27 protein-coding genes and 1 pseudogene are annotated in these 21,587 nt (G+C 58.3%); 12 read left to right on the top strand and 16 right to left on the bottom strand.

Features of this window, described 5'->3' with window-relative positions; all coding sequences use genetic code 11:
* Nucleotides 1-64: 64 nt before the first annotated feature.
* The 5 genes from FBY01_RS21305 to FBY01_RS21285 form a co-directional block, all read right to left on the bottom strand.
* Nucleotides 65-1,039, bottom strand: coding sequence for a biotin-dependent carboxyltransferase family protein (locus FBY01_RS21305; RefSeq protein WP_083377046.1), 975 nt, complete (start codon nucleotides 1,037-1,039; stop codon nucleotides 65-67).
* Nucleotides 1,036-1,908, bottom strand: coding sequence for an allophanate hydrolase subunit 1 (locus tag FBY01_RS21300; protein WP_102595540.1), 873 nt, complete (start codon nucleotides 1,906-1,908; stop codon nucleotides 1,036-1,038). Before FBY01_RS21300 ends, FBY01_RS21305 begins: the two co-directional genes overlap by 4 nt.
* Complete coding sequence (locus FBY01_RS21295; protein WP_145309475.1) at nucleotides 1,905-3,278, bottom strand: acetyl-CoA carboxylase biotin carboxylase subunit; 1,374 nt, start codon at nucleotides 3,276-3,278, stop codon at nucleotides 1,905-1,907. Before FBY01_RS21295 ends, FBY01_RS21300 begins: the two co-directional genes overlap by 4 nt.
* A 10-nt stretch (nucleotides 3,279-3,288) precedes the next feature.
* Nucleotides 3,289-3,534 carry an acetyl-CoA carboxylase gene (locus FBY01_RS21290; RefSeq protein ID WP_077749837.1) on the bottom strand — a complete coding sequence of 82 codons (246 nt, stop codon included), beginning with the start codon at nucleotides 3,532-3,534 and terminating at the stop codon, nucleotides 3,289-3,291.
* 92 nt (nucleotides 3,535-3,626) lie between these two features.
* Nucleotides 3,627-4,385 (bottom strand): 5-oxoprolinase subunit PxpA, encoded by a 759-nt coding sequence (locus FBY01_RS21285; RefSeq protein ID WP_010459262.1) that lies wholly within the window; start codon nucleotides 4,383-4,385, stop codon nucleotides 3,627-3,629.
* A 125-nt stretch (nucleotides 4,386-4,510) separates the two neighbouring features.
* Between FBY01_RS21285 and FBY01_RS21280 the strand changes: the two genes are divergently transcribed.
* Nucleotides 4,511-5,428 carry a LysR family transcriptional regulator gene (locus tag FBY01_RS21280; RefSeq protein WP_010459260.1) on the top strand — a complete coding sequence of 306 codons (918 nt, stop codon included), beginning with the start codon at nucleotides 4,511-4,513 and terminating at the stop codon, nucleotides 5,426-5,428.
* Between the two features lie 23 nt (nucleotides 5,429-5,451).
* On the opposite strand, the gene FBY01_RS21275 is transcribed toward FBY01_RS21280, so the two are convergent.
* Nucleotides 5,452-6,345: a transporter substrate-binding domain-containing protein gene (locus FBY01_RS21275; protein WP_145309477.1), complete on the bottom strand. Its 894-nt coding sequence runs from the start codon at nucleotides 6,343-6,345 to the stop codon at nucleotides 5,452-5,454.
* 254 nt (nucleotides 6,346-6,599) lie between these two features.
* On the opposite strand from FBY01_RS21275, the gene FBY01_RS21270 reads away from it, so the two are divergent.
* The gene (locus FBY01_RS21270; protein WP_145309479.1) at nucleotides 6,600-6,779 is read left to right on the top strand and encodes a hypothetical protein; all 180 of its coding nucleotides are present in this window, start codon (nucleotides 6,600-6,602) and stop codon (nucleotides 6,777-6,779) included.
* Nucleotides 6,780-6,838: 59 nt separating this feature from the next.
* Nucleotides 6,839-7,279, top strand: coding sequence for a phage infection protein (locus tag FBY01_RS21265; protein ID WP_145309481.1), 441 nt, complete (start codon nucleotides 6,839-6,841; stop codon nucleotides 7,277-7,279).
* A gap of 177 nt (nucleotides 7,280-7,456) precedes the next feature.
* On the opposite strand, the gene FBY01_RS21260 is transcribed toward FBY01_RS21265, so the two are convergent.
* On the bottom strand, nucleotides 7,457-7,786 hold the full coding sequence (locus FBY01_RS21260; protein WP_010459253.1) for a DHCW motif cupin fold protein: 330 nt from the start codon (nucleotides 7,784-7,786) through the stop codon (nucleotides 7,457-7,459).
* Between the two features lie 148 nt (nucleotides 7,787-7,934).
* Nucleotides 7,935-8,789, bottom strand: coding sequence for a LysR substrate-binding domain-containing protein (locus FBY01_RS21255; RefSeq protein WP_145309483.1), 855 nt, complete (start codon nucleotides 8,787-8,789; stop codon nucleotides 7,935-7,937).
* 103 nt (nucleotides 8,790-8,892) lie between these two features.
* On the opposite strand from FBY01_RS21255, the gene FBY01_RS21250 reads away from it, so the two are divergent.
* The gene (locus FBY01_RS21250; RefSeq protein WP_145309485.1) at nucleotides 8,893-9,543 is read left to right on the top strand and encodes an FMN-dependent NADH-azoreductase; all 651 of its coding nucleotides are present in this window, start codon (nucleotides 8,893-8,895) and stop codon (nucleotides 9,541-9,543) included.
* Nucleotides 9,544-9,593: 50 nt separating this feature from the next.
* On the opposite strand, the gene FBY01_RS21245 is transcribed toward FBY01_RS21250, so the two are convergent.
* The 7 genes and pseudogenes from FBY01_RS21245 to FBY01_RS21215 form a co-directional block, all read right to left on the bottom strand.
* Nucleotides 9,594-9,806 (bottom strand): DUF2892 domain-containing protein, encoded by a 213-nt coding sequence (locus tag FBY01_RS21245; protein ID WP_010459248.1) that lies wholly within the window; start codon nucleotides 9,804-9,806, stop codon nucleotides 9,594-9,596.
* 13 nt (nucleotides 9,807-9,819) lie between these two features.
* Nucleotides 9,820-10,239 carry a DUF6691 family protein gene (locus tag FBY01_RS21240; RefSeq protein WP_083377055.1) on the bottom strand — a complete coding sequence of 140 codons (420 nt, stop codon included), beginning with the start codon at nucleotides 10,237-10,239 and terminating at the stop codon, nucleotides 9,820-9,822.
* Complete coding sequence (locus FBY01_RS21235; RefSeq protein ID WP_145309487.1) at nucleotides 10,236-10,676, bottom strand: YeeE/YedE family protein; 441 nt, start codon at nucleotides 10,674-10,676, stop codon at nucleotides 10,236-10,238. The genes FBY01_RS21240 and FBY01_RS21235 overlap by 4 nt, the downstream gene beginning before the upstream one ends.
* Nucleotides 10,673-10,774 (bottom strand): annotated as a pseudogene (locus FBY01_RS31930) (transcriptional regulator); the annotation flags it as partial. The gene FBY01_RS21235 and the pseudogene FBY01_RS31930, both read right to left, overlap by 4 nt.
* A 14-nt stretch (nucleotides 10,775-10,788) precedes the next feature.
* The gene (locus FBY01_RS21225; RefSeq protein WP_145309489.1) at nucleotides 10,789-11,589 is read right to left on the bottom strand and encodes a sulfite exporter TauE/SafE family protein; all 801 of its coding nucleotides are present in this window, start codon (nucleotides 11,587-11,589) and stop codon (nucleotides 10,789-10,791) included.
* Between the two features lie 28 nt (nucleotides 11,590-11,617).
* Nucleotides 11,618-13,288 (bottom strand): bifunctional protein tyrosine phosphatase family protein/NAD(P)/FAD-dependent oxidoreductase, encoded by a 1,671-nt coding sequence (locus tag FBY01_RS21220; RefSeq protein ID WP_145309491.1) that lies wholly within the window; start codon nucleotides 13,286-13,288, stop codon nucleotides 11,618-11,620.
* 52 nt (nucleotides 13,289-13,340) lie between these two features.
* Entirely contained in the window at nucleotides 13,341-14,219 is an 879-nt protein-coding gene (locus FBY01_RS21215; protein ID WP_145309493.1) for an MBL fold metallo-hydrolase, read from the bottom strand.
* Nucleotides 14,220-14,456: 237 nt separating this feature from the next.
* On the opposite strand from FBY01_RS21215, the gene FBY01_RS21210 reads away from it, so the two are divergent.
* The 6 genes from FBY01_RS21210 to FBY01_RS21190 all read left to right on the top strand — a co-directional run bounded on the left by FBY01_RS21210 (nucleotide 14,457) and on the right by FBY01_RS21190 (nucleotide 19,257).
* Nucleotides 14,457-15,782, top strand: a complete 1,326-nt coding sequence (locus tag FBY01_RS21210) for a sigma-54-dependent Fis family transcriptional regulator (RefSeq protein ID WP_145309495.1) — start codon at nucleotides 14,457-14,459, stop codon at nucleotides 15,780-15,782.
* A 148-nt stretch (nucleotides 15,783-15,930) separates the two neighbouring features.
* Nucleotides 15,931-16,131 carry a cytochrome oxidase putative small subunit CydP gene (gene cydP, locus FBY01_RS32285; protein WP_331460111.1) on the top strand — a complete coding sequence of 67 codons (201 nt, stop codon included), beginning with the start codon at nucleotides 15,931-15,933 and terminating at the stop codon, nucleotides 16,129-16,131.
* Nucleotides 16,128-17,699 carry a cytochrome ubiquinol oxidase subunit I gene (locus FBY01_RS21205; protein ID WP_010459231.1) on the top strand — a complete coding sequence of 524 codons (1,572 nt, stop codon included), beginning with the start codon at nucleotides 16,128-16,130 and terminating at the stop codon, nucleotides 17,697-17,699. The genes cydP and FBY01_RS21205 overlap by 4 nt, the downstream gene beginning before the upstream one ends.
* Nucleotides 17,692-18,828, top strand: coding sequence for a cytochrome d ubiquinol oxidase subunit II (gene cydB, locus FBY01_RS21200; RefSeq protein WP_010459229.1), 1,137 nt, complete (start codon nucleotides 17,692-17,694; stop codon nucleotides 18,826-18,828). Before FBY01_RS21205 ends, cydB begins: the two co-directional genes overlap by 8 nt.
* A gap of 22 nt (nucleotides 18,829-18,850) precedes the next feature.
* Nucleotides 18,851-18,973, top strand: a complete 123-nt coding sequence (gene cydX, locus FBY01_RS21195; protein WP_010459227.1) for a cytochrome bd-I oxidase subunit CydX — start codon at nucleotides 18,851-18,853, stop codon at nucleotides 18,971-18,973.
* Nucleotides 18,970-19,257 carry a cyd operon YbgE family protein gene (locus tag FBY01_RS21190; protein ID WP_145309497.1) on the top strand — a complete coding sequence of 96 codons (288 nt, stop codon included), beginning with the start codon at nucleotides 18,970-18,972 and terminating at the stop codon, nucleotides 19,255-19,257. Before cydX ends, FBY01_RS21190 begins: the two co-directional genes overlap by 4 nt.
* Nucleotides 19,258-19,355: 98 nt before the next feature.
* On the opposite strand, the gene FBY01_RS21185 is transcribed toward FBY01_RS21190, so the two are convergent.
* Entirely contained in the window at nucleotides 19,356-20,045 is a 690-nt protein-coding gene (locus FBY01_RS21185) for a helix-turn-helix domain-containing protein (RefSeq protein ID WP_010459223.1), read from the bottom strand.
* Between the two features lie 104 nt (nucleotides 20,046-20,149).
* Here FBY01_RS21185 and FBY01_RS21180 point away from each other — a divergent pair, with 104 nt between their 5' ends.
* Both FBY01_RS21180 and FBY01_RS21175 read left to right on the top strand, forming a co-directional pair.
* Nucleotides 20,150-21,091, top strand: coding sequence for a carbon-nitrogen hydrolase family protein (locus FBY01_RS21180; RefSeq protein WP_145309499.1), 942 nt, complete (start codon nucleotides 20,150-20,152; stop codon nucleotides 21,089-21,091).
* 46 nt (nucleotides 21,092-21,137) lie between these two features.
* Nucleotides 21,138-21,572 carry a GFA family protein gene (locus FBY01_RS21175; RefSeq protein WP_145309501.1) on the top strand — a complete coding sequence of 145 codons (435 nt, stop codon included), beginning with the start codon at nucleotides 21,138-21,140 and terminating at the stop codon, nucleotides 21,570-21,572.
* Nucleotides 21,573-21,587 lie beyond the last annotated feature (15 nt).

Here is a 21,587-nt window from a genome sequence, read left to right as displayed (position 1 = left end):
CACCGCACCGAAGTGCGGCGTTGGCTTACCGTTTGGCATTACCCGCGCAATGCGGCGGGCAGAATCAGGAAGGGAACAGCTTGCTCAGGCAGCTGAGTTTTTTCTTATAGGAACGTCGCGCTTCCAGCGCCTCTTCGAGGGTCACCGCGACAAAGCGGGCCTTCTGGTTCGGTTGCATCTGGCCGATCAAGTCGAGGTCGGCGCTGATCACCGTGCCGATCATCGCGTAGCCTCCGCCGGACACGGCGTCGCGATGCAACACGATCGGTTCGAGCCCGGCCGGGACCTGGATCGAGCCAATGGGGTAGCAACTGTCGACGATGTTCGACGGATCAGAACCGGCGCCGAACGGCTGCTCGCGGGGCTCAAAGCTCAGCGCGCTGCCGCCCTTGAAGCGGTAGCCGATGCGGTCTGCTTCCGAGCCCACCGTCCAGGGTTCGGCAAAGAAACTATGCGCGGCGGATTCGCTCAAGCGGTGGTAGTAAAGACCCGGCACCACCCGCAGAGTGATTTCGCCCCCCAAGGACTGGCGCAACGCCATGGGCAAACTGGCCCCGGCGCGGCTCTTTCCGCTGGCGATACCGACGGGCAGTTCATCACCCGCCACCAGCCTGCGCCCCTGAAAACCACCGAGCGCACCCAGCGCATAAGTGGAACGACTGCCGAGCACGATCGGCACATCGATGCCGCCGGCCACCGCCACGTAAGCGCGGGCGCCAGCCTTGGGAAAGTCAAAGCGCAGCACTTGCCCGGCCTTCACCGCAAACGCCGTGTCGTGGTGCATTTCCACGCCGTCGACCCGTGGCGTCATGTGCGCGCCGGACACAGCCACCAGCGCGTCTTGTTGAAACTCCAGCTCCGGCCCCAGCAACGTGCATTCCAGTGCTGCCGCCCCCGCCGGGTTACCGACCAGTTGATTGGCCGCACTCAAGGCGTACTGATCAAGCGCGCCGGAGGGCGGAATGCCCAAGTGGTAATACCCTTCGCGGCCCAGGTCCTGTACCGACGTGGCGAGACCGGGTTTGAGTACCTTGATCATGCCAACACCTCCTGCAGCGACTTGGGATAGCCAACGGGATCGGCCAGAAACGCATCCAGCGAAAACTCCACCGGCCGGATCCGCAGATCGAAGCAACCGGCTTCCACTTCGGCCACCGCGTGGTCATACGCCTCACGGTCCATCGGTTTGAACTGCACGATGTCACCGGGGCGGAAAAACACCATGTGCTCTTTCAGGTACGCCAGGTTCTGCTGTGGGTCGTAGATCGGTGCCGGCGTGACGCCAAACATCTGATAACCACCGGCACCGCGCACCGAGTAGATGCAGCCAAAGCAACCGCCATGACCCAAGGTCAGTTTTGGCGTGTCAGTACGCGGGCGCAGGTATTTGGGCACCTGCAACTGCCGCTCGCGCTCGACCATCTGGAACATGAACGGCAGCCCGGCGACGAAGCCGACCATCGAGACAAACCACGGCGCACCACTGTGGGCGGCGATAAACGCCTCGACGTCCGCCAGGCCGTTGATCCGTGCGGCGTATTCCAGGTCCGTGGCGCTCGGGTCCTGATGCCGGTCGCGAAAGCGCATCAGGGTTTCGTGGGTCCAGGGGTCGTTGTACAGCACCGGGATCTCGATGATCCGCGTCTGCAACGTGCGTTCGGCGACGGCCCCGACTTCGGCGATCTTTACCGCTTCGAGCAAGGTATGAGGGGCGATGCGATCCGGGTCAAAACGGATCTGGAATGACGCGTTGGCCAGGCAGATATCGAGCACGCCATCCAGTGCCAGCCGTTCCACCGCGCGAGTGACGGCCAGGCCCTTGAAGAACGCGTCCAGGGACATGCTGTCGCTGACTTCGGCGAACAGGTGCTCATCGGCGCCAAAGCTGTAGCGGATGGGAGTGCTCATACTTCACCTCCGAAACGGCGCTCGGCCAGCCAGGTTTCCAGGGTGCCGGTGTGAAAGTCGGCGCTGTGCAGCCACGGTTGCTCCAGCAGTACGCCGTGCAGGGACAAGGTGCTGGCCATGCCAGTGAGCGTGGTTCGCCTTACCGCAACCCGCGCTCGGGCCAGGGCTTCGGCGCGATCAGCGCCATGCACGATCAGCTTGGCCAGCAGCGAGTCATAGTACGGCGGCACACGGTAGCCTTGATACAGATGAGTATCGACGCGAATGCCCTCACCCTGCGGCCAGATCAGTTCCTCGACCAGCCCCGGGCTGGGAAAGAAATCCCGCGCCGGGTCTTCAGCGTTCAGACGCATTTGCAGGGCGGCGCCGTTGAGCTGGATATCACTTTGCTTGAAGCCCAGCGGTTCACCACCGGCAATGCGCAACATGGCCTGGACCAGATCGATGCCGGTGATTAATTCGCTGACCGGGTGCTCAACCTGAATCCGCGTATTCATCTCGATAAAGAAAAACTCGCCGGTGGCGTCGTCATACAGATACTCCAGCGTCCCGGCGCCCTTGTAGCCGAGGGATTCGGTCAGGCGCACGGCGCTGGCGCAGAGGGTTTCCCGTTGCTGCTGACTGAGGGCCGGTGACGGCGCTTCTTCAAAGATTTTCTGCCTGCGACGTTGCAGGGAACATTCCCGCTCAAACAAATGCACGGCGTGCTGACCGTCGCCCAAGACCTGCACTTCAATGTGCCGGGCCTTGCTGATAAACCGCTCCAGGTAAACCGCGCCATTGCCAAACGCGGCCTGGGCTTCACGCTGTGAGCGGGGAAACTCTTCTGTCAGTTGCTGGGCGTTTTCCGCCAGGCGAATGCCGCGCCCGCCCCCACCGGCCGAAGCTTTGATCAACAGAGGGAAGCCCACGGCTTCGGCGGCCTTAAGCGCCGATTCGACGTCGAACAATTCACCGGGGGAACCCGGCACCACCGGCACGCCAGCGGCTTGCGCAGTGCGCCGGGCCTCGGCTTTGTCGCCCATGCGCCGGATCGTGTCCGGGCTCGGGCCGACGAAAATGGCGCCGGCGGCAAGGACCGCTTCGGCAAAATCGGCGTTCTCCGAGAGAAAACCATAACCGGGGTGTACTGCATTGGCGCCGGTGGTTTTCAAGGCACCGAGCAACGCTTCGACGTTCAGGTAACTTTTATCCGCACGGGCCGGGCCGAGGATGTGGACCTCATCGGCCATGCGCGCGGCCTGGGAATCGACGTCTGCCTCGCTGCATGCCGCAACGGTGGGGATCCCCAACGCTTTGGCGGCGTGGATAATCCGCACGGCGATCTCGCCACGGTTGGCAATCAATAATTTACGAATACCTTGAGTCATGATCGCGCCCTCACTCGTCGTCGAGTGTTGCGACGACCTGACCCGGTTCCACCGGATCGCCGTCTTCTACCAGGAATGCGCTGAGGCGACCGGCCTTTCCGGCCGTCAGTTCGGAAAACTGCTTCATGACCTCGATCAGGCCAATCACCGTGTCGGCACTGACCTGCGCGCCCACCTCGACGAAGTTCGCCGATTCAGGAGTCGCTTTGCGGTAGAAGGTCCCGGGCAACGGGGTGATTACAGTGTGTTCGGCCATGTCTGTTCCTCTTGGAATAGTTGTAGAAAGGCAGGCAAAAATGAATCGGTGTGCAAACCCTGGCATCTGTGTGCCAGGTGTCTCGTCCTGATTTAGCGCGGTGCACGAACCTCGATCCCGGCGCTGTCGAGGGCACTGCGCGTGGCTTCGACCAACGCCAGGGCGCCAGGGGTGTCGCTGTGTAAACAGATCGAATCGAATTCGATCGCCAGGTCTTCACCCTCGACCGTGCGCACCACGCCTTGCTGACAGGCACGCAGTACTCGCGCGGCCACTTGCGCCGGATCGTAGGCTCGTACGTTGCGGGTGAAGACGATGGAGCCCGTGAGGTCGTATTCGCGGTCGGCGTAGAACTCGCGGATTACCGGTTGGCCAAGCTCCTTGGCGACCCGCCAGATCACCGAGTCGGGCATGCAATACAGCAGCAACTCAGGCTCCAGGCGCTGGAGGTTTTCCACCAGCAGACGGGCGGCCTGTTCGTCCCGGGCCAGGTGCATGTAGAGCGCGCCATGGGGCTTGATGTGTTGCAGGGCTACGCCTTGAACCCGGGCGAGTTCACGCAGGGCGCCCAACTGGTAGAGCATGTCGTCGACCAGCTCCTGGGCCGGTGCATTGATGTGCCGGCGGCCAAATCCAACCAGGTCGCGGAACCCCGGGTGCGCGCCGATGGCCACGCCCAGGCGCTTGGCCTGCTCGATGGTGCGGCGCATGGTGCCGGGGTCGCCGGCATGAAAACCGGTGGCGATATTGGCTGAACTGATGAAGCCCATCAGTTCGTTGTCGACGCCATCGCCGATGGTCCATGGGCCGAAGCCTTCGCCCATGTCCGAATTGAAATCTACTGCTTGCATGACGCTTGCTCCTGACACTTGTGACTTCATGCAGGCCAAGTTAGATTCCTCCGTACCCCTTGGGAAGATCTATTAACAGATAGGGTATCTTCTGAAAAACAGATACCCCCTCATCCGGAGTCCCCATGTCACTGACCCTGCGCCAGGTCCGCTATTTCGTCGCCACCGCCGAGATCGGGCAAATTTCCCAGGCCGCGATCCATTTGAATATTTCCCAGTCGGCGGTGACGACGGCGATCAAGGAACTGGAGGGTATGCTGGGTGCGCTGTTGTTCCAGCGCTCGGCCCAGGGCATGAGCCTGACCGATGCCGGGCGGCACTTTCTGAATCGCGCGTATGTGATTTTGCGCAGTGTCGATGATGCGATGAACAGTCCGTTGCCGGACATTCGCGCCAGTGGCCTGCTGCGTCTGGCAGCGAGTTACACGGTGATCGGCTACTTCCTGCCGCACCACCTGCAACGCCTGGAACACTGGCATCCTGACGTGGCCATCGAAGTCCACGAACAGGAACGGACGGCCATCGAAGAAGGCTTGCTGGAAGGTCGATTCGACATGGCCGTGGTGCTCACCGCGAACCTCACTCACCCGGACATCGTCTCGGAAATCCTCTTCAACTCCGAACGACGGCTTTGGCTGCCCAGCCACCATCCCCTGTGCGAACGTTCGGCGGTCAGCCTCGCCGACGTGGCGAAAGAACCCTACATCCTGCTGACCGTCGACGAAGCCGAACAAAGCGCCATGCGCTACTGGGAACACGCGCACCAACAGCCGAACGTGCGAGTGCGCACCAGTTCAGTGGAAGCGGTGCGCAGCATGGTCGCCAATGGCAGCGGCGTGGCGATCCTTTCGGACCTGGTGCACCGCCCTTGGTCACTGGAAGGAAAACGCATCGAGACCCTCACCGTCACCGATAAAGTGACGCCCATGAGCGTTGGTCTGGCGTGGCATCGCGAGCGCGAATTCAGCCCGGCCATGCAGGCGTTTCGTAATTACTTCCACGATGCGTTTTTGGCGCCGCAACAACTGTCTGCGCGACGCTGAAGTCGAGCAAAGTTCGTCAAGCTTTACAGCGCTGGTTTGTCACTGCGCGCCTTGAGATTGGCTTTGAGCTGTTCGCTCATCGGCATGTTCAGGTTCATTCCTTTTGGAGGAATCGGTGATTGAAACCACTTGGTGTATAGCCTTGCAAATTCGCCCGACTCCATCAGGCGGGTTATGGTGCCATCGACCAATTGCTTGAATTCAGGATCATCTTTGCGAAGCATGCAGCCGTAGGGTTCGACTTGCAGCGCATCACCCACGACTTCGAGCGAATCAGGATTTTTCGAGTTCGCCATGAGGCCAAACAGCAGGATATCGTCCATGGCAAACGCCACGGCACGATCATTTTCAACCAGCGCCATGGAGTCGTCATAGTCTTTGCCCAAGACGACCTGTACGTCTAGATTGTTGTCGGCACTGTATTGGCGAAGGACCTTCTCGTTCGTGCTGCCGACGGTACTGGCGACAGTCTTCTTTGCGAGATCGGCGTAGTTCTTTATGCCGGAGGTCTTCTTGGTCAACAGGCGCGTGCCTGTGTAGAAATGGCTAATTGCAAAAGCCACATCCTTGCCACGGGCAGCGTTGTTGGTGGTGGATCCGCACTCCAGATCGTATGTGCCATTGACCAGCAACGGAATTCGGGTTTGCGAAGACACCGGAATGTGAGCCACTTCCAGGTTCGGCTTGTTGAGCTTCCTGCGCACATCATCAACGATGGCATCGGTTAAATCGACTGAGAAACCTACGGCTTCGGCAGGACTGATCAAGTAGCTGAAAGGTACCGACGCCTCCCGGTAAGACACGGTGATTTTGTTACTGTCGGAAACTTTTTCGAGTGTCTGCGAATTCGCGGGAGATGCAATGGCGGACAAGCCTGCGGCGAGGATTGTCGTTGCTACGAAATATGAGGTTTTCATGGGACACCCTTGAAAGTATGAAAAAGGCAAAGACATCTCAAAACACACTGAAAAACGTAAAGGATGTGAGCACCAATTTCCGGCGTGTCTACGAAACGTTATTGCCAACACTACGCTCAGGGACGGTAGATACTTTGCGCCAGATCAGAAAACCAAGGCATGTGCGAGATCGCACGAATTTCATCGCGATGTTCAGGCGGCAGCTTTAATCGGGGGATTACTTCGCGAAATGCCGACACGTCTGGAGCCGAATCATGAGCAAACAACCTCAACCCCGCAGCCGCTCCAACCCTCAGCCCAGATTCCGCCCGATGGTGCCCGACTTGCCCAGCAAAACGGGCAATAAGTCCGGTGGCTTGCGCGGACGGCACGGGCGTGAGGCGCATCCATTGCTGCCATCGATAGTCACCATCAACTCAATGAAGTTCTCTTAAAAACTCCGGGGCGTAACATCGCCTCCATACCAAACAACTACACCCCGGAGCACACCATCATGAAACGCCAAATCCTTCTCAGCATCGCTTTCTCGGTTTTTGCAGTTAACGCTTTCGCCGCTTCTTCTGCTCACCCGGTTGTCGCTGAAGGCGGCTCGGATCGTCTGATTGAAAGCCGCGTCGCTGAAGGTGGTTCGGATCGTCTGATCGAAAACCGCGTTGCTGAAGGTGGTTCGGATCGTCTGATCGAAAACCGCGTCGCTGAAGGTGGTTCGGATCGTCTGATCGAAAACCGCGTCGCTGAAGGTGGTTCGGATCGTCTGATCGAAAACCGCGTCGCTGAAGGTGGTTCTGACCGTCTGATCGAAAACCGCGTCGCTGAAGGTGGTTCCGACCGTCTGATCGAAAACCGCGTCGCTGAAGGTGGTTCCGACCGTCTGATCGAAAACCGCGTCGCTGAAGGTGGTTCTGACCGTCTGATCGAAAGCCGCGCTGCCTGAATGAATGGCTTTACTGCGGCATCCAACAAGAAGCCCGGCCTGACATGCCGGGCTTTTTTACGCTCTGTTTTTACTCCGTCAAGCTCTGGACAGGCAGAACGGGCGCACAGTGCTGCCACAAACGTCCTTCGATGAGCACCTGACTCTGCAATGGGACGATCGTGGTTGGTACCAGAGTCAATCCACGATAAACAACTTCGCGCCTGTGGTGCTGAAAGATCGATGCCCCTCAGCGTTGTTTCCCACCTGATAGCTCATCCCCGCTGTAAGCGTGAATTGGCGACCATCCTCCAGTTCCGTGTGCAACTCGCCTTCCAGGCACAACAGGATATGCCCTCTCCAGCACCAGTGATCGGCCAGATAACCAGGACTGTATTCAACCATCCGCACACGCGTCGAACCAAACTGGCAGGTTCGCCAATAGGCAGTGCCCGTCTGTCCGGCGTACTGGACAGGTTCGACAGTCGACCAATCGGTCGTACCAAAGGGAACATCCGTTAGATCCATGGGTGGCTCATCAATGACAGAGGATCTGTGGACCGTACCGCTCCAGTGGGATTCTCGATAGATACAGATGCCCCGCATTTAGGAGATACAGGCGCCCATCCAAGCTTGCAATCACTGACTCAAATGGATGCCGCTACGCCCATGCCAATCAAGCCCTGCGCGTGGAGCAATACTCCACAATGAGCTGAGTGACCGCTGCCACCATCGCCTGATCCGCTTCAGGTGAGGCGAACAGCCGACATTGCGCATCCGGCAATGCCGGCAATCCTTGTTCAACCCCGATAACCGCCAGCCCCTGCCCCAACTGACTGAGAGGCATGGGCGCTATCGCGAAGCCTGCCAGTGCCGCCGCCCGCAACCCGGCGGTGCTGCTGCACAACATTGCCGTGCGTTGGGCGATTCCGGCCTGCGCCAGTCTCGTCAGCGCGGCTTCGCGATAAGGGCACGGCGCGGGGAACAGGGCCAGCGGCAACGGCGTCGGTAACCGGGTGACGGGTTGCGCCGACCACGCCCACACCAGCGGCTCTTGCCACAGCAGCAACCCCGCTTCGCTGGTTTCGCACAACGAACCGATGACCACGTCCAGTTGCCCTTGCTTCATCAGCGCCAGCAACGAACCCGGGATGTTCACCTGCACCTCGATTTCCATCCCGGGGTACTGCGCCGCGAAATCCTGAACAGTGCGCAGCAATCGAGACTCGACAAAATCTTCGGACAACCCGATCCGCAACCGCCCGTGAAACGGTGTGCGTGTCAGGTCAGTCCAGGCATCACGGTTCAGCGCGAGGATCGTGCGTGCATAAGCGACCAGGCGCTCGCCATCGGCCGTCAGTTGCTGGGAACGGGTGGTACGCGTCAACAGCGGCTTACCAATCTGCTCTTCCAATCGCCGCACATGGCCGCTGACCGCCGACTGAGTCAGGTGCAGCTTCTGGGCGGCACGGCTGAAGCCGTCTTCATCGACGACCGTGACAAATGTCTTGAGCAGCAACGTGTCGAACATAGTTTTATTCGTGATTAATCTAGTTGGAATTTACGATTTATATTTCAAATACAACTATGTTGCAATGCATCACCTGCCCCGCCCTCATCATTCAAGGTGTGCCATGACAACCCTTCTGCATATTCAATGCTCTCCACGCAAACAGCGCTCGGCTTCCCTTGAAGTCGCTCGCAGTTTCATTGCACGTTATCAAGCAAACACCCCGGACACTGAAATCGTCACCCTCGACCTCTGGAGCATGGCGCTGCCGGAATTTGATGATGTGGCGATGGAGGCCAAATACGCCGGGCTCAGTGGCACGCCGTTGACCACAGCGCAACAGGAGGCCTGGAACACGTTGAAAGAACTGGCTGCGCACCTGCACCGCGCCGATGTACTGGTGATGTCCGTACCGCTGTGGAATTTCAGCATCCCTTACAAACTCAAGCACTTCATCGACCTGGTATCGCAGAAGGACATCCTGTTCAGCGTTGACCCGGAACGCGGTCTGGAAGGCATGCTGCACAACAAACGCGCCGTGGTGATGTACGCCCGCGGCCTGGATTTTTCGGCGCAGTCGATCACACCGGCAGAGCGCTTCGACTTTCAGAAGCCCTACGTGGAAGCCTGGCTGAAATTTATCGGCGTCACGGATGTGCATTCGGTGATTGTGGAGAAAACCATCCTGGGGGAAGACGTTGACCTGCGCGCGCGTGAGGCCGCGACTCAGCAGGCCAGGCGTCTGGCAGACCGCTTCATCCCCTCCCCGCAATAATGGCAGCAGGTATCTGAGGGTTTTGAAGCACGGCCTGCGAGACTAAACCCTTATGGCCGTTCTCTGCTGTCCGAACAGGTCGACTGGCACGATTTGATGCCGAGCAACGTATAGACAGGGCAGAAACGGAAAATGCCTGTCGCCAGCGGCACCAAACCTATCCAGCCCCATACGCCGATCACCCCGGACAGACTGAGGCCAATGAGAAGCAGACCGGCGACAATGCGCAGGGTTCGATCAATGGTTCCGACATTCGCTTTCATGGCGATCTCCCGATCAATGGTTGCGCCGGGTCTCCAGCGCAGTGAACAACAACATGCCGGCCAGCATGGCCAACATGAATACGATTATTTGCCAGCGTCCTGTCAGCAGAATGGCCACTGCGGGGCCAGGACAAATGCCCGCTATTCCCCAGCCGATGCCAAACAACAGGCTCCCGCCAATCAGGCGTGGGTCCAACTCACGTTTGATCGGTAGCTGCATTGGCTTTCCCAGCAGCGAACTGGATTGCCGGCGTGCCCAGGTCAGCGGGCCAATGGCTATGCCGATTGCGCCGACCATGACCAACGCCAAGGAAGGGTCCCAGGCACCGGTCAGATCCAGGAAAGCGAGCACTTTGCTCGGGTTGGCCATGCCTGCCAGAAGCAGACCCAAGCCGAACAGCAGACCTGCAATGAATGCACTCAGTTTGATCATGTCCAACCTCCCAGAAGATGACGCAGGACAAACACTGTGGCGAAACCACTGAACATGAAGCACGCAGTGGCAACCATCGATCGCGGCGAAAGGCGCGATATGCCGCACACCCCATGGCCACTGGTGCAACCTGAACCGTATCGTGTGCCGATGCCCACCAATACACCGGCGACGATCAGCCCGAACCAGCCAGTTTTGAATTCGATCTGCGGCAGCGTGGCGAACAAGCCCCATAGAAGCGGTGCGATGAGCAGGCCCAGGAGAAAAAGTGCTTTCTCACTCACCCCTTCGCTCCCCCGCTGTAAAAGACTGCCGATCAGACCGCTGATGCCTGCGATACGCCCGTTGGCGACGACGAAAAGACTGGCCGCCAAGCCAATCAGTGCGCCACCGGCAAGGGATGACCAGGGGGTGAAGTTGAGCCAGTCGACATTCATGAAGATTCTCCGGCACGAAATGGTTGATAGAGGGTTTGGATGACTGCCAATGCAGCGGGACTGCCGATGCGATTGAACACCTGCTTTGCGTCACGGCGGCGTATGCACATGACTAAATAGCTTTCACTAGCAAGGCCACCGCCACCGCCATGGAAACTGCGGCGAAGCCTTTTTGTAAGTGTGGACCCGCCAGCCGTGCCGCGATCAGACGCCCGCACACCATTCCGACCAATGCGCCAATGGAAAACGGAAGTGCGACCGCCCACTGCAAATGCCCGGCAGCGGAGCTTGCAGCAACGCCGGAAATGGAAACCAGCGCAATAACGGCAAGAGACGTTGCAAGCACCGACTGCGCTGTCAAATTGGTGTATCGCTGGAGTGCCGGCACCATCACAAAGCCACCGCCCACGCCGAGCAAGCCGGAAAGCCCGCCCGCGACAATGCCGGAAACGGTGAGTGCCCATGCACACGGCCCCGTCCAGTTAATCTTTCCTCGGTTCACGTCCAATAGACAAGGCGGTGGTTTGGATGTGACGGGGGTCTTCGACTCCGTGGAGGGAGTGAGCGATCGTCGATAGACCCGGAACGCAACGTACATCAGCACGAAGGCAAACATGATCGTCAACGGACGGTTAGGCGTGCGTTGCGCCAGCCAAAGGCCAAGTGGAGAACAGACGATCCCCGCGCCTGCAACTAAAAGCGCCGCTTTATAGCGGACGGTGCCGTTTTTGAGTCCCATTACGGCACCCAGGGTCGCGGCTAAACCGACAGCCAGTAAACCGATTGGCCCTGCCTCGGCCATGCTCAATCCCACTCCAAACACCAGTAACGGAACAGCCAGTATTCCTCCACCGGCGCCGGTCAGCGCCAGAATGACGCCAACAGTAAGCCCGAGCAGTAAGACGACGGTCATCTCAGTCTCCTTGCTTTCAGGTCTGATTTCATACGTCAGCCAACTCAGGTTTCGCCATCCACTCATGGCCCTTGAGCATTCCCTTCCAATACAGCGGTGGAAGAATCCGCTCTTTGAGCAGCCATGCCAGCCTCGATGGCCGGGTACCGTCAATCAGCCAGGATGGAAAGCTGGGGGCGACCTTGCCGCCATAGGTGAACTCAGCCAATACGATCTTGCCGCGTTCAACCGTCAGCGGGCAGGAGCCGTAACCGTCGTAATGGGCACTGCCTTTGGCTTTACCCATTGCGGCCAACACATTATGGGCAACGACGGGCGCCTGCTTGCGTGCTGCAGCCGCGGTCTTGGCATTGCTGGTGTTGGTGGCGTCGCCCAGCGCGTGAATATTGACCCAGGTTTTATGCCGCAGAGTGGCTGGGTCGACATCAATCCAGCCCGCCGCGTCAGCGAGAGGGCTGACGCGAATGAAATCGGGTGCAATCTGCGGTGGCACCACATGAAGTAGATCGAAGTCGCGCGTAACAAGATGGGCGCTGCCATCCGGCTTGACGCAGTTGAACGTTGCAGTCCGTGCAGGCCCATTCACGCTGGTGAGTGTGTTGCCGAAATTCAGGTCGATACCATAGGCCTTGATGTATTCCATCAGTGCGGGCACGTAGTCGGGAACTCCGAACAGCACCGCGCCGGCGCTGCAAAACTCGATCTCGACCTTGTCCAATACACCGGTACGTTTCCAATGATCGGCAGATAAGTACATGGCTTTTTGCGGCGCCCCGGCACATTTGATCGGCATGGGCGGTTGCGTGAAAATGGCTCGGCCACCACGCAGTTGCTGCACCAGTTCCCACGTATAGGGGGCAAGCTGATACAGGTAGTTTGAAGTCACGCCGTTGCGGCCCAGGGTGTCCGACAAACCTTCGATTGCATGCCAATTGAGCTTGAGACCAGGGCACACGATCAGTTGCTCGTATTTGACGACTCTGCACCCATCAAGAATGACGGCATTTCTCTCGGGTTCGAAAGCGGCGACCGCCGACTTGATCCAATGCACACCGCGAGGGATGGTCGTGCCCATCGTTCGGGCAGTTTGTGGCGCATCGAAGACTCCACAGCCGACCAGTGTCCAGCCAGGCTGGTAGTAGTGCACATCGGCCGGGTCGATGATGGCAACGTCGAGTCCAGGTTCTCGTGCCAGCAAACTGGAAGCGGTCGCGATACCTGCCGCACCGCCCCCGATGATGACCACGGTATGCTGCGCCTCGGCCACTTCGACCGGCGTGCGCCCCTGATTCGCGATCCGGCGAATGACGCCTTTCATATCGAACCCGGCTTTTTTGGCCGTCTCGACGATCTGTGGCAGGGGTTGCTGGCCCGCTTGTGACAGTGCCCACATCGTTGTCGAGCGCATGCCGGAACGGCAATAGGCCAACACCGGCTTTGGCAGTGTTTCAAGGAGCTTGCCGAAGGCAATACCTTGCTCGTCAGTGACTTTGCCTGATTCTGCGGGGAGGTAGTGCGCCTCGATGCCGGCCGCTTCGGCGGCTCGTTTGATTTCGGCAAACAAGGGCTGATCACTGCCTTCGCCATCGGGACGGTTACACACGACGGTGCGAAAACCGGCTTCTTTGAGTTCAGCCAATTGGTTGGGGAAAATCTGTTCTGATACCGACAGTCCGGGCGCAAGGTGGCGAATGTCCATAAGGATCTCCGTTATGGGTATTTTTCTTATGCGTTTTCTGGGAAAGGCAACGTCAGGCGACGTTGAGCGGGATTTTCAGGTAGCGCGTTCCGTTCGCTTCAGGCTCGGGCAAGTGCCCTGCGCGCATGTTGACCTGAACCGATGGCAGGATCAGTGTCGGCATTTCCAACGATGCATCACGCTTTGTGCGCATCGCCACAAACTCCTCTTCGCTGATGCCATTACGCACATGAACGTTGTGCGCGCGCTGGTCTGCAACGGTACTGACGAACTGCACTTCGCGGCCACCCGGCTGGTAGTCGTGACACATGTACAGCAAGGTATTGGCCGGCAGACTCAGCACCTTGTTGATTGACTGGAACAACGTGCGCGCATTGCCGCCGGGAAAGTCACAGCGTGCAGTACCGTAGTCGGGCATAAACAAGGTGTCGCCAACGAAGGCAGCCGTTTCGATCCCATCGCTGATGACATACGTCATACAGGCGGGTGTATGGCCGGGTGTATGGAGCGCGTGGCATTGCAGCGTGCCAATGGCAAACGGCTCGTCATTGACGAACAGGTGATCGAACTGGCTTCCATCGCGGGCCATATCGCGACCTGTATTGAACAGCGTGCCGAACACCTCCTGCACCGTAGAAATCTGACTGCCGATCCCTATTTTCCCACCGAGCTTTTCCTTCAGGTAGGGCGCGGCCGTCAGGTGGTCTGCGTGGACGTGAGTCTCAAGAATCCAGTCGACCCTCGCATTGAGTTCCTTCACCCTCGCAATCAACTTGTCGGCAGACGTTGTGCTGGTGTGGCCGGACTTAGGGTCGTAATCAAGTACGCTGTCGATCAAAGCGCAGTGGTGGGTCGCCTCATCCAGAACAAGATAGCTGACGGTATTGGTAGCAGAATCGAAGAATCCTTCGACGTGAAGTTTTACACTCATTGGCCTGTCTCCTTAGGGGGCTTTTACCAAGCCGCTCACACTGAGGCAGATATAGCAATAAGTCTGCCAAGCCCGACCAGCACAAATATATGCTACTAACTATTTGATTTTATTAGTTTTATTTTTTTCAGCATGGTTTGAGTTTTTCTACATTCACCTGGATTTACTGCCATTGGCAGTGCTTGTTGACAGAGGTGGCAGTGCCACAACAGGATGGATGGATTCTCAGGAGCCACGATGAAGACTATCCTGCCCGCCCCACCCCACTCACTCCCGCACTCGGATCAAGTGCAGTCACTTGTTTCGTTTCTTGAGTACGAACCCCAGCCGATGATCGTGCTCGATCCGGACTACAACATTCTGGCTGCCAACACGGCCTATCAGCGGCAGTTTGGCAGCGCTGACAAGCCCTTTATCGGCCATAAGTGTTATCAAATCTCACACCATTACGATGTCCCCTGTGATCAGGCGGGTGAGAACTGTCCGATGAAAAAGGCGCAGGAAATGCGCGGACCGGATCGCGTTTTGCACATTCACCACACGCCTCGCGGTCCAGAGCATGTCGACGTCGAATTGCGCCCGATTCTAGATGAGCACGGTGTTATTACTGCCTATGTGGAGCGTCTGACACTGGTTCGCAGCGCATCAGCGCGGCCCAGCAACGAAGGGTTGGTCGGCCGTTCACCCGCCTTTAACCGGGCCCTGTCGGAGCTGCAGCGGGTGGCACCCTCAATGCTGCCGGTGCTGCTACTAGGCGAGTCCGGTACGGGCAAAGAACTGTTCGCCCGCGCCGTACATGAAACCAGCGAGCGGGCCACTGGACCCTTTGTCGTCGTTGATTGCTCTGGCTTGACTGAAACGTTATTTGAGAGCGAGCTGTTCGGCCATGAAAAAGGAGCATTCACCGGTGCCACCATGCGTAAGCCTGGCCTGGTTGAAACGGCCCAGGGCGGCACGTTGTTTCTCGATGAGATTGGCGATGTTCCGCTGGCGATGCAGGTGAAACTGTTGCGCCTGATCGAATCGGGCACCTATCGCCGTGTCGGGGGTGTCGAGACCCTTCACGCTAACTTCAGGTTAATAGCGGCGACCCACAAGCCGCTGGAAAAAATGATGGAGAAAGGTGAGTTCAGGCAGGACCTGTACTACCGCATCAGCGCCTTTCCCATTCAGTTACCTCCCTTGCGCGACCGAATTGAAGACATTGGGTTGCTGGTGAATTCATTTCTGCAACGCGCCGGTTCAGGCAAGCGCCGACTGACAATAGACGCTGATGCGCTGACGCAATTGCAGCGGTTTTCCTGGCCCGGCAATATCCGTGAGTTACGCAATGTTCTGGAAAGAGCCAGTCTGTTTGCTGACGATGGTGTGATTCGCTCCATACATTTGCCTCAGGTATCCGTGGTGGCATCTGCTCAGGTCTCGACTTCAACTGCTTTCGATGGCAGCTCGCTGGTACAGGAACTGGCTACGTTCAAAGGTACCCGCGCTGAACTGGCCAAGCACCTTGGAATTAGCGAACGTACTTTGTACAGACGATTGAAAGAACAAGGTTTGGCCTAGTAGTGAGTGCTCGCGCCGTAAGACTGCCAATGACTGCCAACCCTGGCAGATTGGCAGCGCACTGACCTGCCAACACATTCCGCGCATCGCTGGATTAGTATCTAACCGCCTGTTTTAAAACGATAAAAACTTACCTCTCCCCCTTGGCATGCCGTGTGCTAACTGCATAGTCATGACCATTTCCGACAAACGACTGCGACGCCATCTGCTCACAGCAGTAGTGATCAAGCTACTGGTGCTGACAGTGCTGTGGTGGCTGTTCATCCGGGATTCGCACGTCAGTGTCGACTCGAACACCATCGGAAACCGTTTCGGTGTACCCACCTCGACTCAAGGGGCAAGCAAGTGATTTCAGAACACCTGGTGGATTTGTCTCGGCTGCAGTTTGCAGCCACTGCGCTTTATCACTTTCTTTTTGTACCGCTCACGGTTGGCATGGTCTGGCTGCTGGTCATCATGGAAAGTGTCTATGTGATGACCGGTAATGTTATCTGGAAAGACATGACGCGCTTCTGGGGCAAGTTGTTCGGCATCAACTTCGCCCTGGGGGTGACTACGGGCATCACCCTGGAATTTCAGTTCGGTACCAACTGGGCGTATTACTCGCATTACGTCGGCGACATCTTCGGAGCCCCACTGGCGATCGAGGGCATGATGGCGTTCTTTCTTGAATCGACCATGATCGGCCTGTTCTTTTTTGGTTGGGATCGTCTGAAGAAAGAGCACCACTTGCTGGTCACGCTGCTGATGGCGATTGGTACAAACCTTTCAGCCTTGTGGATTCTGATCGCCAATGGCTGGATGCAGAACCCGGTGGGTTCAGAATTCAGTTACATCACCATGCGCATGGAGATGGTTGATTTTTGGGCAGTGGTTTTCAATCCGGTAGCACAGGCCAAGTTTGTGCACACCGTCTCAGCCGGTTATGTCACCGGTTCGATGTTTGTGCTGTCGATTTCCAGTTGGTACTTGCTCAAGAATCGTGATGTCGAGTTTGCCAAACGCAGTTTCCGGGTGGCGGCGGCCTTTGGTCTCGCATCAGTGCTGAGCGTGATCGTGTTGGGTGACGAGTCGGGTTACACGGTGGGTGAGGCGCAGCAAACCAAGATGGCAGCCATGGAGGCCATGTGGGAAACGAAGCCTGCTCCGGCTGGCCTGACATTGGTGGCCAGTATTAATGAAGCCGAGTCCAAAAATAACTGGGAAGTTGAAGTGCCGTGGCTGATGGGCCTGATTGGCACACGATCAGTCAGCAAGCAGATTCCAGGCATTCATGAGATCAAAGAAAAGAACCGCGCTCGTATTCTCCGAGGAATTACCGCCGTCAATGCCCTTGAAGCCGTCAGAGCCAATCGCACCGATTCGGCAGCTCTGAAGACATTCGATGAATACAAAACCGATCTGGGCTTTGGCCTGTTGCTCAAGAAGTATGTCGAGGACGTCAACCAGGCCACGCCGGCCATTATCGAAAAGGCCGTAAACGATACCGTACCGCGCGTGACACCCATGTTCTGGGGGTTCCGGATCATGGTCGCGCTAGGTTTTGCCATGCTTGTGCTCTTCGGACTTGCCTTTTGGAGCACCTTGAAGTCGACCTGCACACGACGCCGCTGGTTACTGCGTTGGGCGCTCTGCATGCTGCCTGCGCCATGGATTGCCTGCGAGCTGGGCTGGTTCGTCGCTGAATACGGCCGCCAGCCCTGGACCATTTACGGCGTGCTGCCGACGCACATGAGCGTATCCACGCTTAGCGTCAACAACCTCTATGGCTCGCTGGCGGGATTCATCGTTTTCTACACCGTGCTTCTGGTGGTTGAAATGTTCCTGATGGTCAAGTTTGCCCGTCAAGGTCCTGGCAGCCTCGGAACTGGCCGTTATGTACACGATGCCCATTTGAAGGAACTCCACCATGCTTGATTACTTCACCCTGAAAATTATCTGGTGGGTGCTGGTCGGTGTATTGCTGATCGGCTTCGCCATCATGGATGGCCACGACATGGGGGTCGGCACGCTGCTGCCCTTTGTCGGCCGCAATGACATGGAGCGGCGCGTCGTTATCAATACCGTCGGTCCGCATTGGGATGGAAATCAGGTCTGGTTCATTACTGCGGGTGGCGCATTGTTTGCGGCGTGGCCTGTGGTGTATGCCACCGCATTCAGCGGATTCTACTGGGCGATGATTCTGGTCCTCTGGGCGCTGTTCTTCCGCCCGGTGGGTTTTGACTATCGCAGCAAGATCCACAACTCCACCTGGCGCAGTACTTGGGATTGGGGACTCTTTGTGGGTGGAGCAGTGCCGCCTCTGGTGTTCGGGATTGCGTTTGGCAACCTGCTGCAAGGTGTGCCGTTCCACTTTAACGACCTGCTGGTTTCGACCTACACCGGCAGCTTCTGGCAACTGCTCAACCCCTTCGCGTTGCTCACCGGCGTTGTAAGCAGCGCAATGATCACCCTGCAAGGTGGTGCTTATCTGGCACATCGCACTGAAGGGGTTATCCAGGCGAGGGCAATCAAAGGCGGGGTGGGTGCAGCGATCGTGCTCGTGTGTTCATTTATCGTTGCCGGCATCTGGCTGCAATGGATTGATGGCTATCGCATTACATCGGTAGTTGATACGGCAGGACTGCCTGACATTCTCAGCAAGTCCGTGGTGCGCGAAGCGGGAGCCTGGATGGCCAACTATGGCCATTATCCTTTGCTGTGGCTGCTGCCCGCACTGGGATTGATCGGCGCAGCAGGTGCCGCCGTACTGTTGATGGCGCGCCATACACTTTCAGCGTTTATTGCGTCATCGCTTTCAGTCATCGGTGTTATCTGCACGGCCGGCGTATCGATGTTTCCGTTCGTCATGCCGTCATCAACGATGCCTGCGGCAAGTCTTACCGTGTGGGACAGCGTCGCCAGTCACTTAAGCCTGGCCATCATGTTCTGGGCCGCGTTGATCTTCATGCCACTGATTGTGCTTTATACCTCGTGGGCGTATCGCGTCATGCGGGGCAAGGTCACCGTTGCACAGATCAAAGCCAACGAACATTCTGCCTATTAGTGCCGGCAAAGGAGTAATGAACATGTGGTATTTCGCCTGGATGCTGGGGGTCGGTTTTGCATTACTACTGGCTATATTGAACGCGATGTGGGGCGAGAACGAAGTTGGCCGAGCCTTGAGCGACAACGACGAGACGCTGTCATGATGCCGCGCGTCGCTAACACTCAACCAACCTCACACCTTCATTTGCCGAGTTTGGTGATCGCTTTAGCAATCATGCTCGCTTGTACGCTCTATCCTCCCATGATGGCCGCTCCTGACGGGAAGCCTGACCACGCGCTGGCTACAGCATTATTCGCAGCCATGAGCGTGGCCTTTGTGAAAGGTGTGGGTTTTGTCCCGCGGATGCTCGTCTGGCGCTGGCTTCTCTCAGGCTGGACTTGTTTCGTGTTACTTGCCGTTGCTGGCTGGGTAAAGTTTCTACAGTGAGGACTGACGACACGATTTGATCTGATTCTTCAACATAAGGAACTGAGGCCGGTCAGATCATGCTCAGATCGGCCAGCGCTGATGGTTATTTCGCCAAGCTAACGAGTGACTGCCGCCCTCCTGGTCCCCGCAAACGCACTCGTCCCCAGCCAGCGCCACAGGTTTTCCGCGTCCTTCACCGCGCCATCCACACGCAGCTCTTGCGACTCAAGCACTTCCCGCGGTGTGCGGTCGCCCGCCCACACTTCGGTCAACGCGCGCACGCTGGAGTCCACCACCAGCGTCAGCTCGCGGCCCGGGTCATCGCGGCATAGATCCGCCACGCCCTGCTCCACCACCAGCCACCACGCTTGCTCGCCGGGCCGCGCGTCGCGGAACGTGAACTGGATGACCACCGGTCGCGACGGAAACGTCTCAATGCGCACGAACCGCCGCACATCCCACATCAGCAGGCCGGCGTCGAGTTGGTCATCGCGCAGGCGACTGCCGATCCAGCGCGCTCCCCAGTGCCCCAGCGCCATGATGATGGGGCGCAGTTCCTCGCCCGCCGCGGTCAGGCTGTACTCCCAGACTTTGCCGGTGGCCGTGCGGTGTACGACGCCGATGTCTTCCAGATGGCGTAGCCGTTGTGCCAGCAGATTGGTGGACATTCGGGGGACGCCACGGTGCAGTTCGTTAAAGCGTTTGCTGCCGCACAGCAGCTCGCGCACCACCAACGGTGTCCAGCGCTCGCACAGGGCTTCAGCACCGCGGGCGACTGTGCAGAACTGGCCGTAGCTCTCTTCCATTGCCTGGACTCCGCAACTGCAACGCTTCACTTTTTGAACTAGCCCGGCCCCTTCGCCACGCGCACGCTCAAGCCTTCGAAAGCCAAAAGCCAATGGAGAACGCCATGACCAAGGTAGCCATCATTCAGCGCCCGCCCGTGCTGCTCGATCGCAGCGCGACGATCGCCCGGGCCGTGCAATCGGTCGCCGAGGCGGCAGCAGCAGGCGCCTCGCTGATCGTTTTGCCCGAATCGTTCATTCCCGGTTACCCATCGTGGATCTGGCGACTGGCGGCGGGCAAGGACGGGGCTGTCATGGGCCAGTTGCACACGCGGCTGCTGGCCAACGCGGTCGATATCGCCAACGGTGATCTGGGCGAATTATGCGAAGCCGCCAGGGTTCACGCCGTGACGATTGTGTGTGGCATCAATGAATGCGACCGATCTACGGGAGGCGGCACGCTCTATAACAGCGTAGTCGTTATCGGTGCGGATGGCGCAGTGCTCAACCGCCATCGCAAGCTGATGCCGACCAATCCGGAACGCATGGTGCATGGCTTCGGTGATGCGTCCGGGTTGCGTGCGGTCGATACACCGGTCGGCCGCGTCGGTGCGCTGATCTGCTGGGAAAACTACATGCCGCTGGCGCGCTATTCCCTGTATGCCCAAGGGGTGGAGATCTATATCGCGCCCACCTACGACACCGGCGAAGGCTGGATCATCACGATGCGGCACATTGCACTTGAAGGCCGCTGTTGGGTGCTCGGCAGCGGCACCGCGCTGCGCGGCAGTGACATTCCCGAGGACTTTCCAGCGCGTATGCAACTGTTTGCCGATCCGGACGAATGGATCAACGATGGCGACTCGGTGGTGGTCAGTCCTCAAGGCCGGATTGTGGCCGGCCCCTTGCATCGGGAGGCCGGCATTCTGTATGCCGACATTGACGTCGCACTCGTGGCGCCGGCGCGACGGGCGCTCGACGTCACCGGGCATTACGCGCGCCCTGACATTTTCGAACTGCACGTGCGGCGCTCGCCAGCGATACCGGTTCACTACATCGACGAGTGAAGACAGCCATCCGCGCTGTATCGGCCATTGATAAAGGAGTCATGCCATGAGCATTGAACGGTCGTACAAAGGCAGTTGTTTCTGCGGCGCAGTCGAGTTCACCGTCAGCGGTGAACCGGCCGCAATGGGCTATTGCCATTGCGAGTCATGTCGGCATTGGTCAGCAGGACCGGTCAATGCCTTCACGCTGTGGAAACCCGACGCGGTGCAAGTGACTCGGGGTGCCGACAACATCGGCACCTACAACAAGACACCGCGCAGCTACCGCAAATGGTGCAAGACGTGTGGCGGGCACCTCTTTACGGACCACCCCGAGATGGGGCTGATTGACGTGTATGCCGCGGTCATTCCGGATCTCGCGTACTCGCCGGCTGTCCACGTGCACTATCAGGAGACGGTGCTGCGGCTCAAGGATGGATTGCCGAAGCTGAAGGATGTTCCCGGCGAATCAGGGGGATCGGGGATCAGCGTGGAGGAATAGTGCTGGCAAAAGAAG

The sequence above is a fragment of the Pseudomonas sp. SJZ077 genome (assembly GCF_007993905.1).
Classification (GTDB): Bacteria; Pseudomonadota; Gammaproteobacteria; order Pseudomonadales; family Pseudomonadaceae; genus Aquipseudomonas; species Aquipseudomonas mandelii.
The sequence above is the reverse complement of the archived record's forward strand: the minus strand, read 5'-3'. Positions and strand labels throughout refer to the sequence as shown.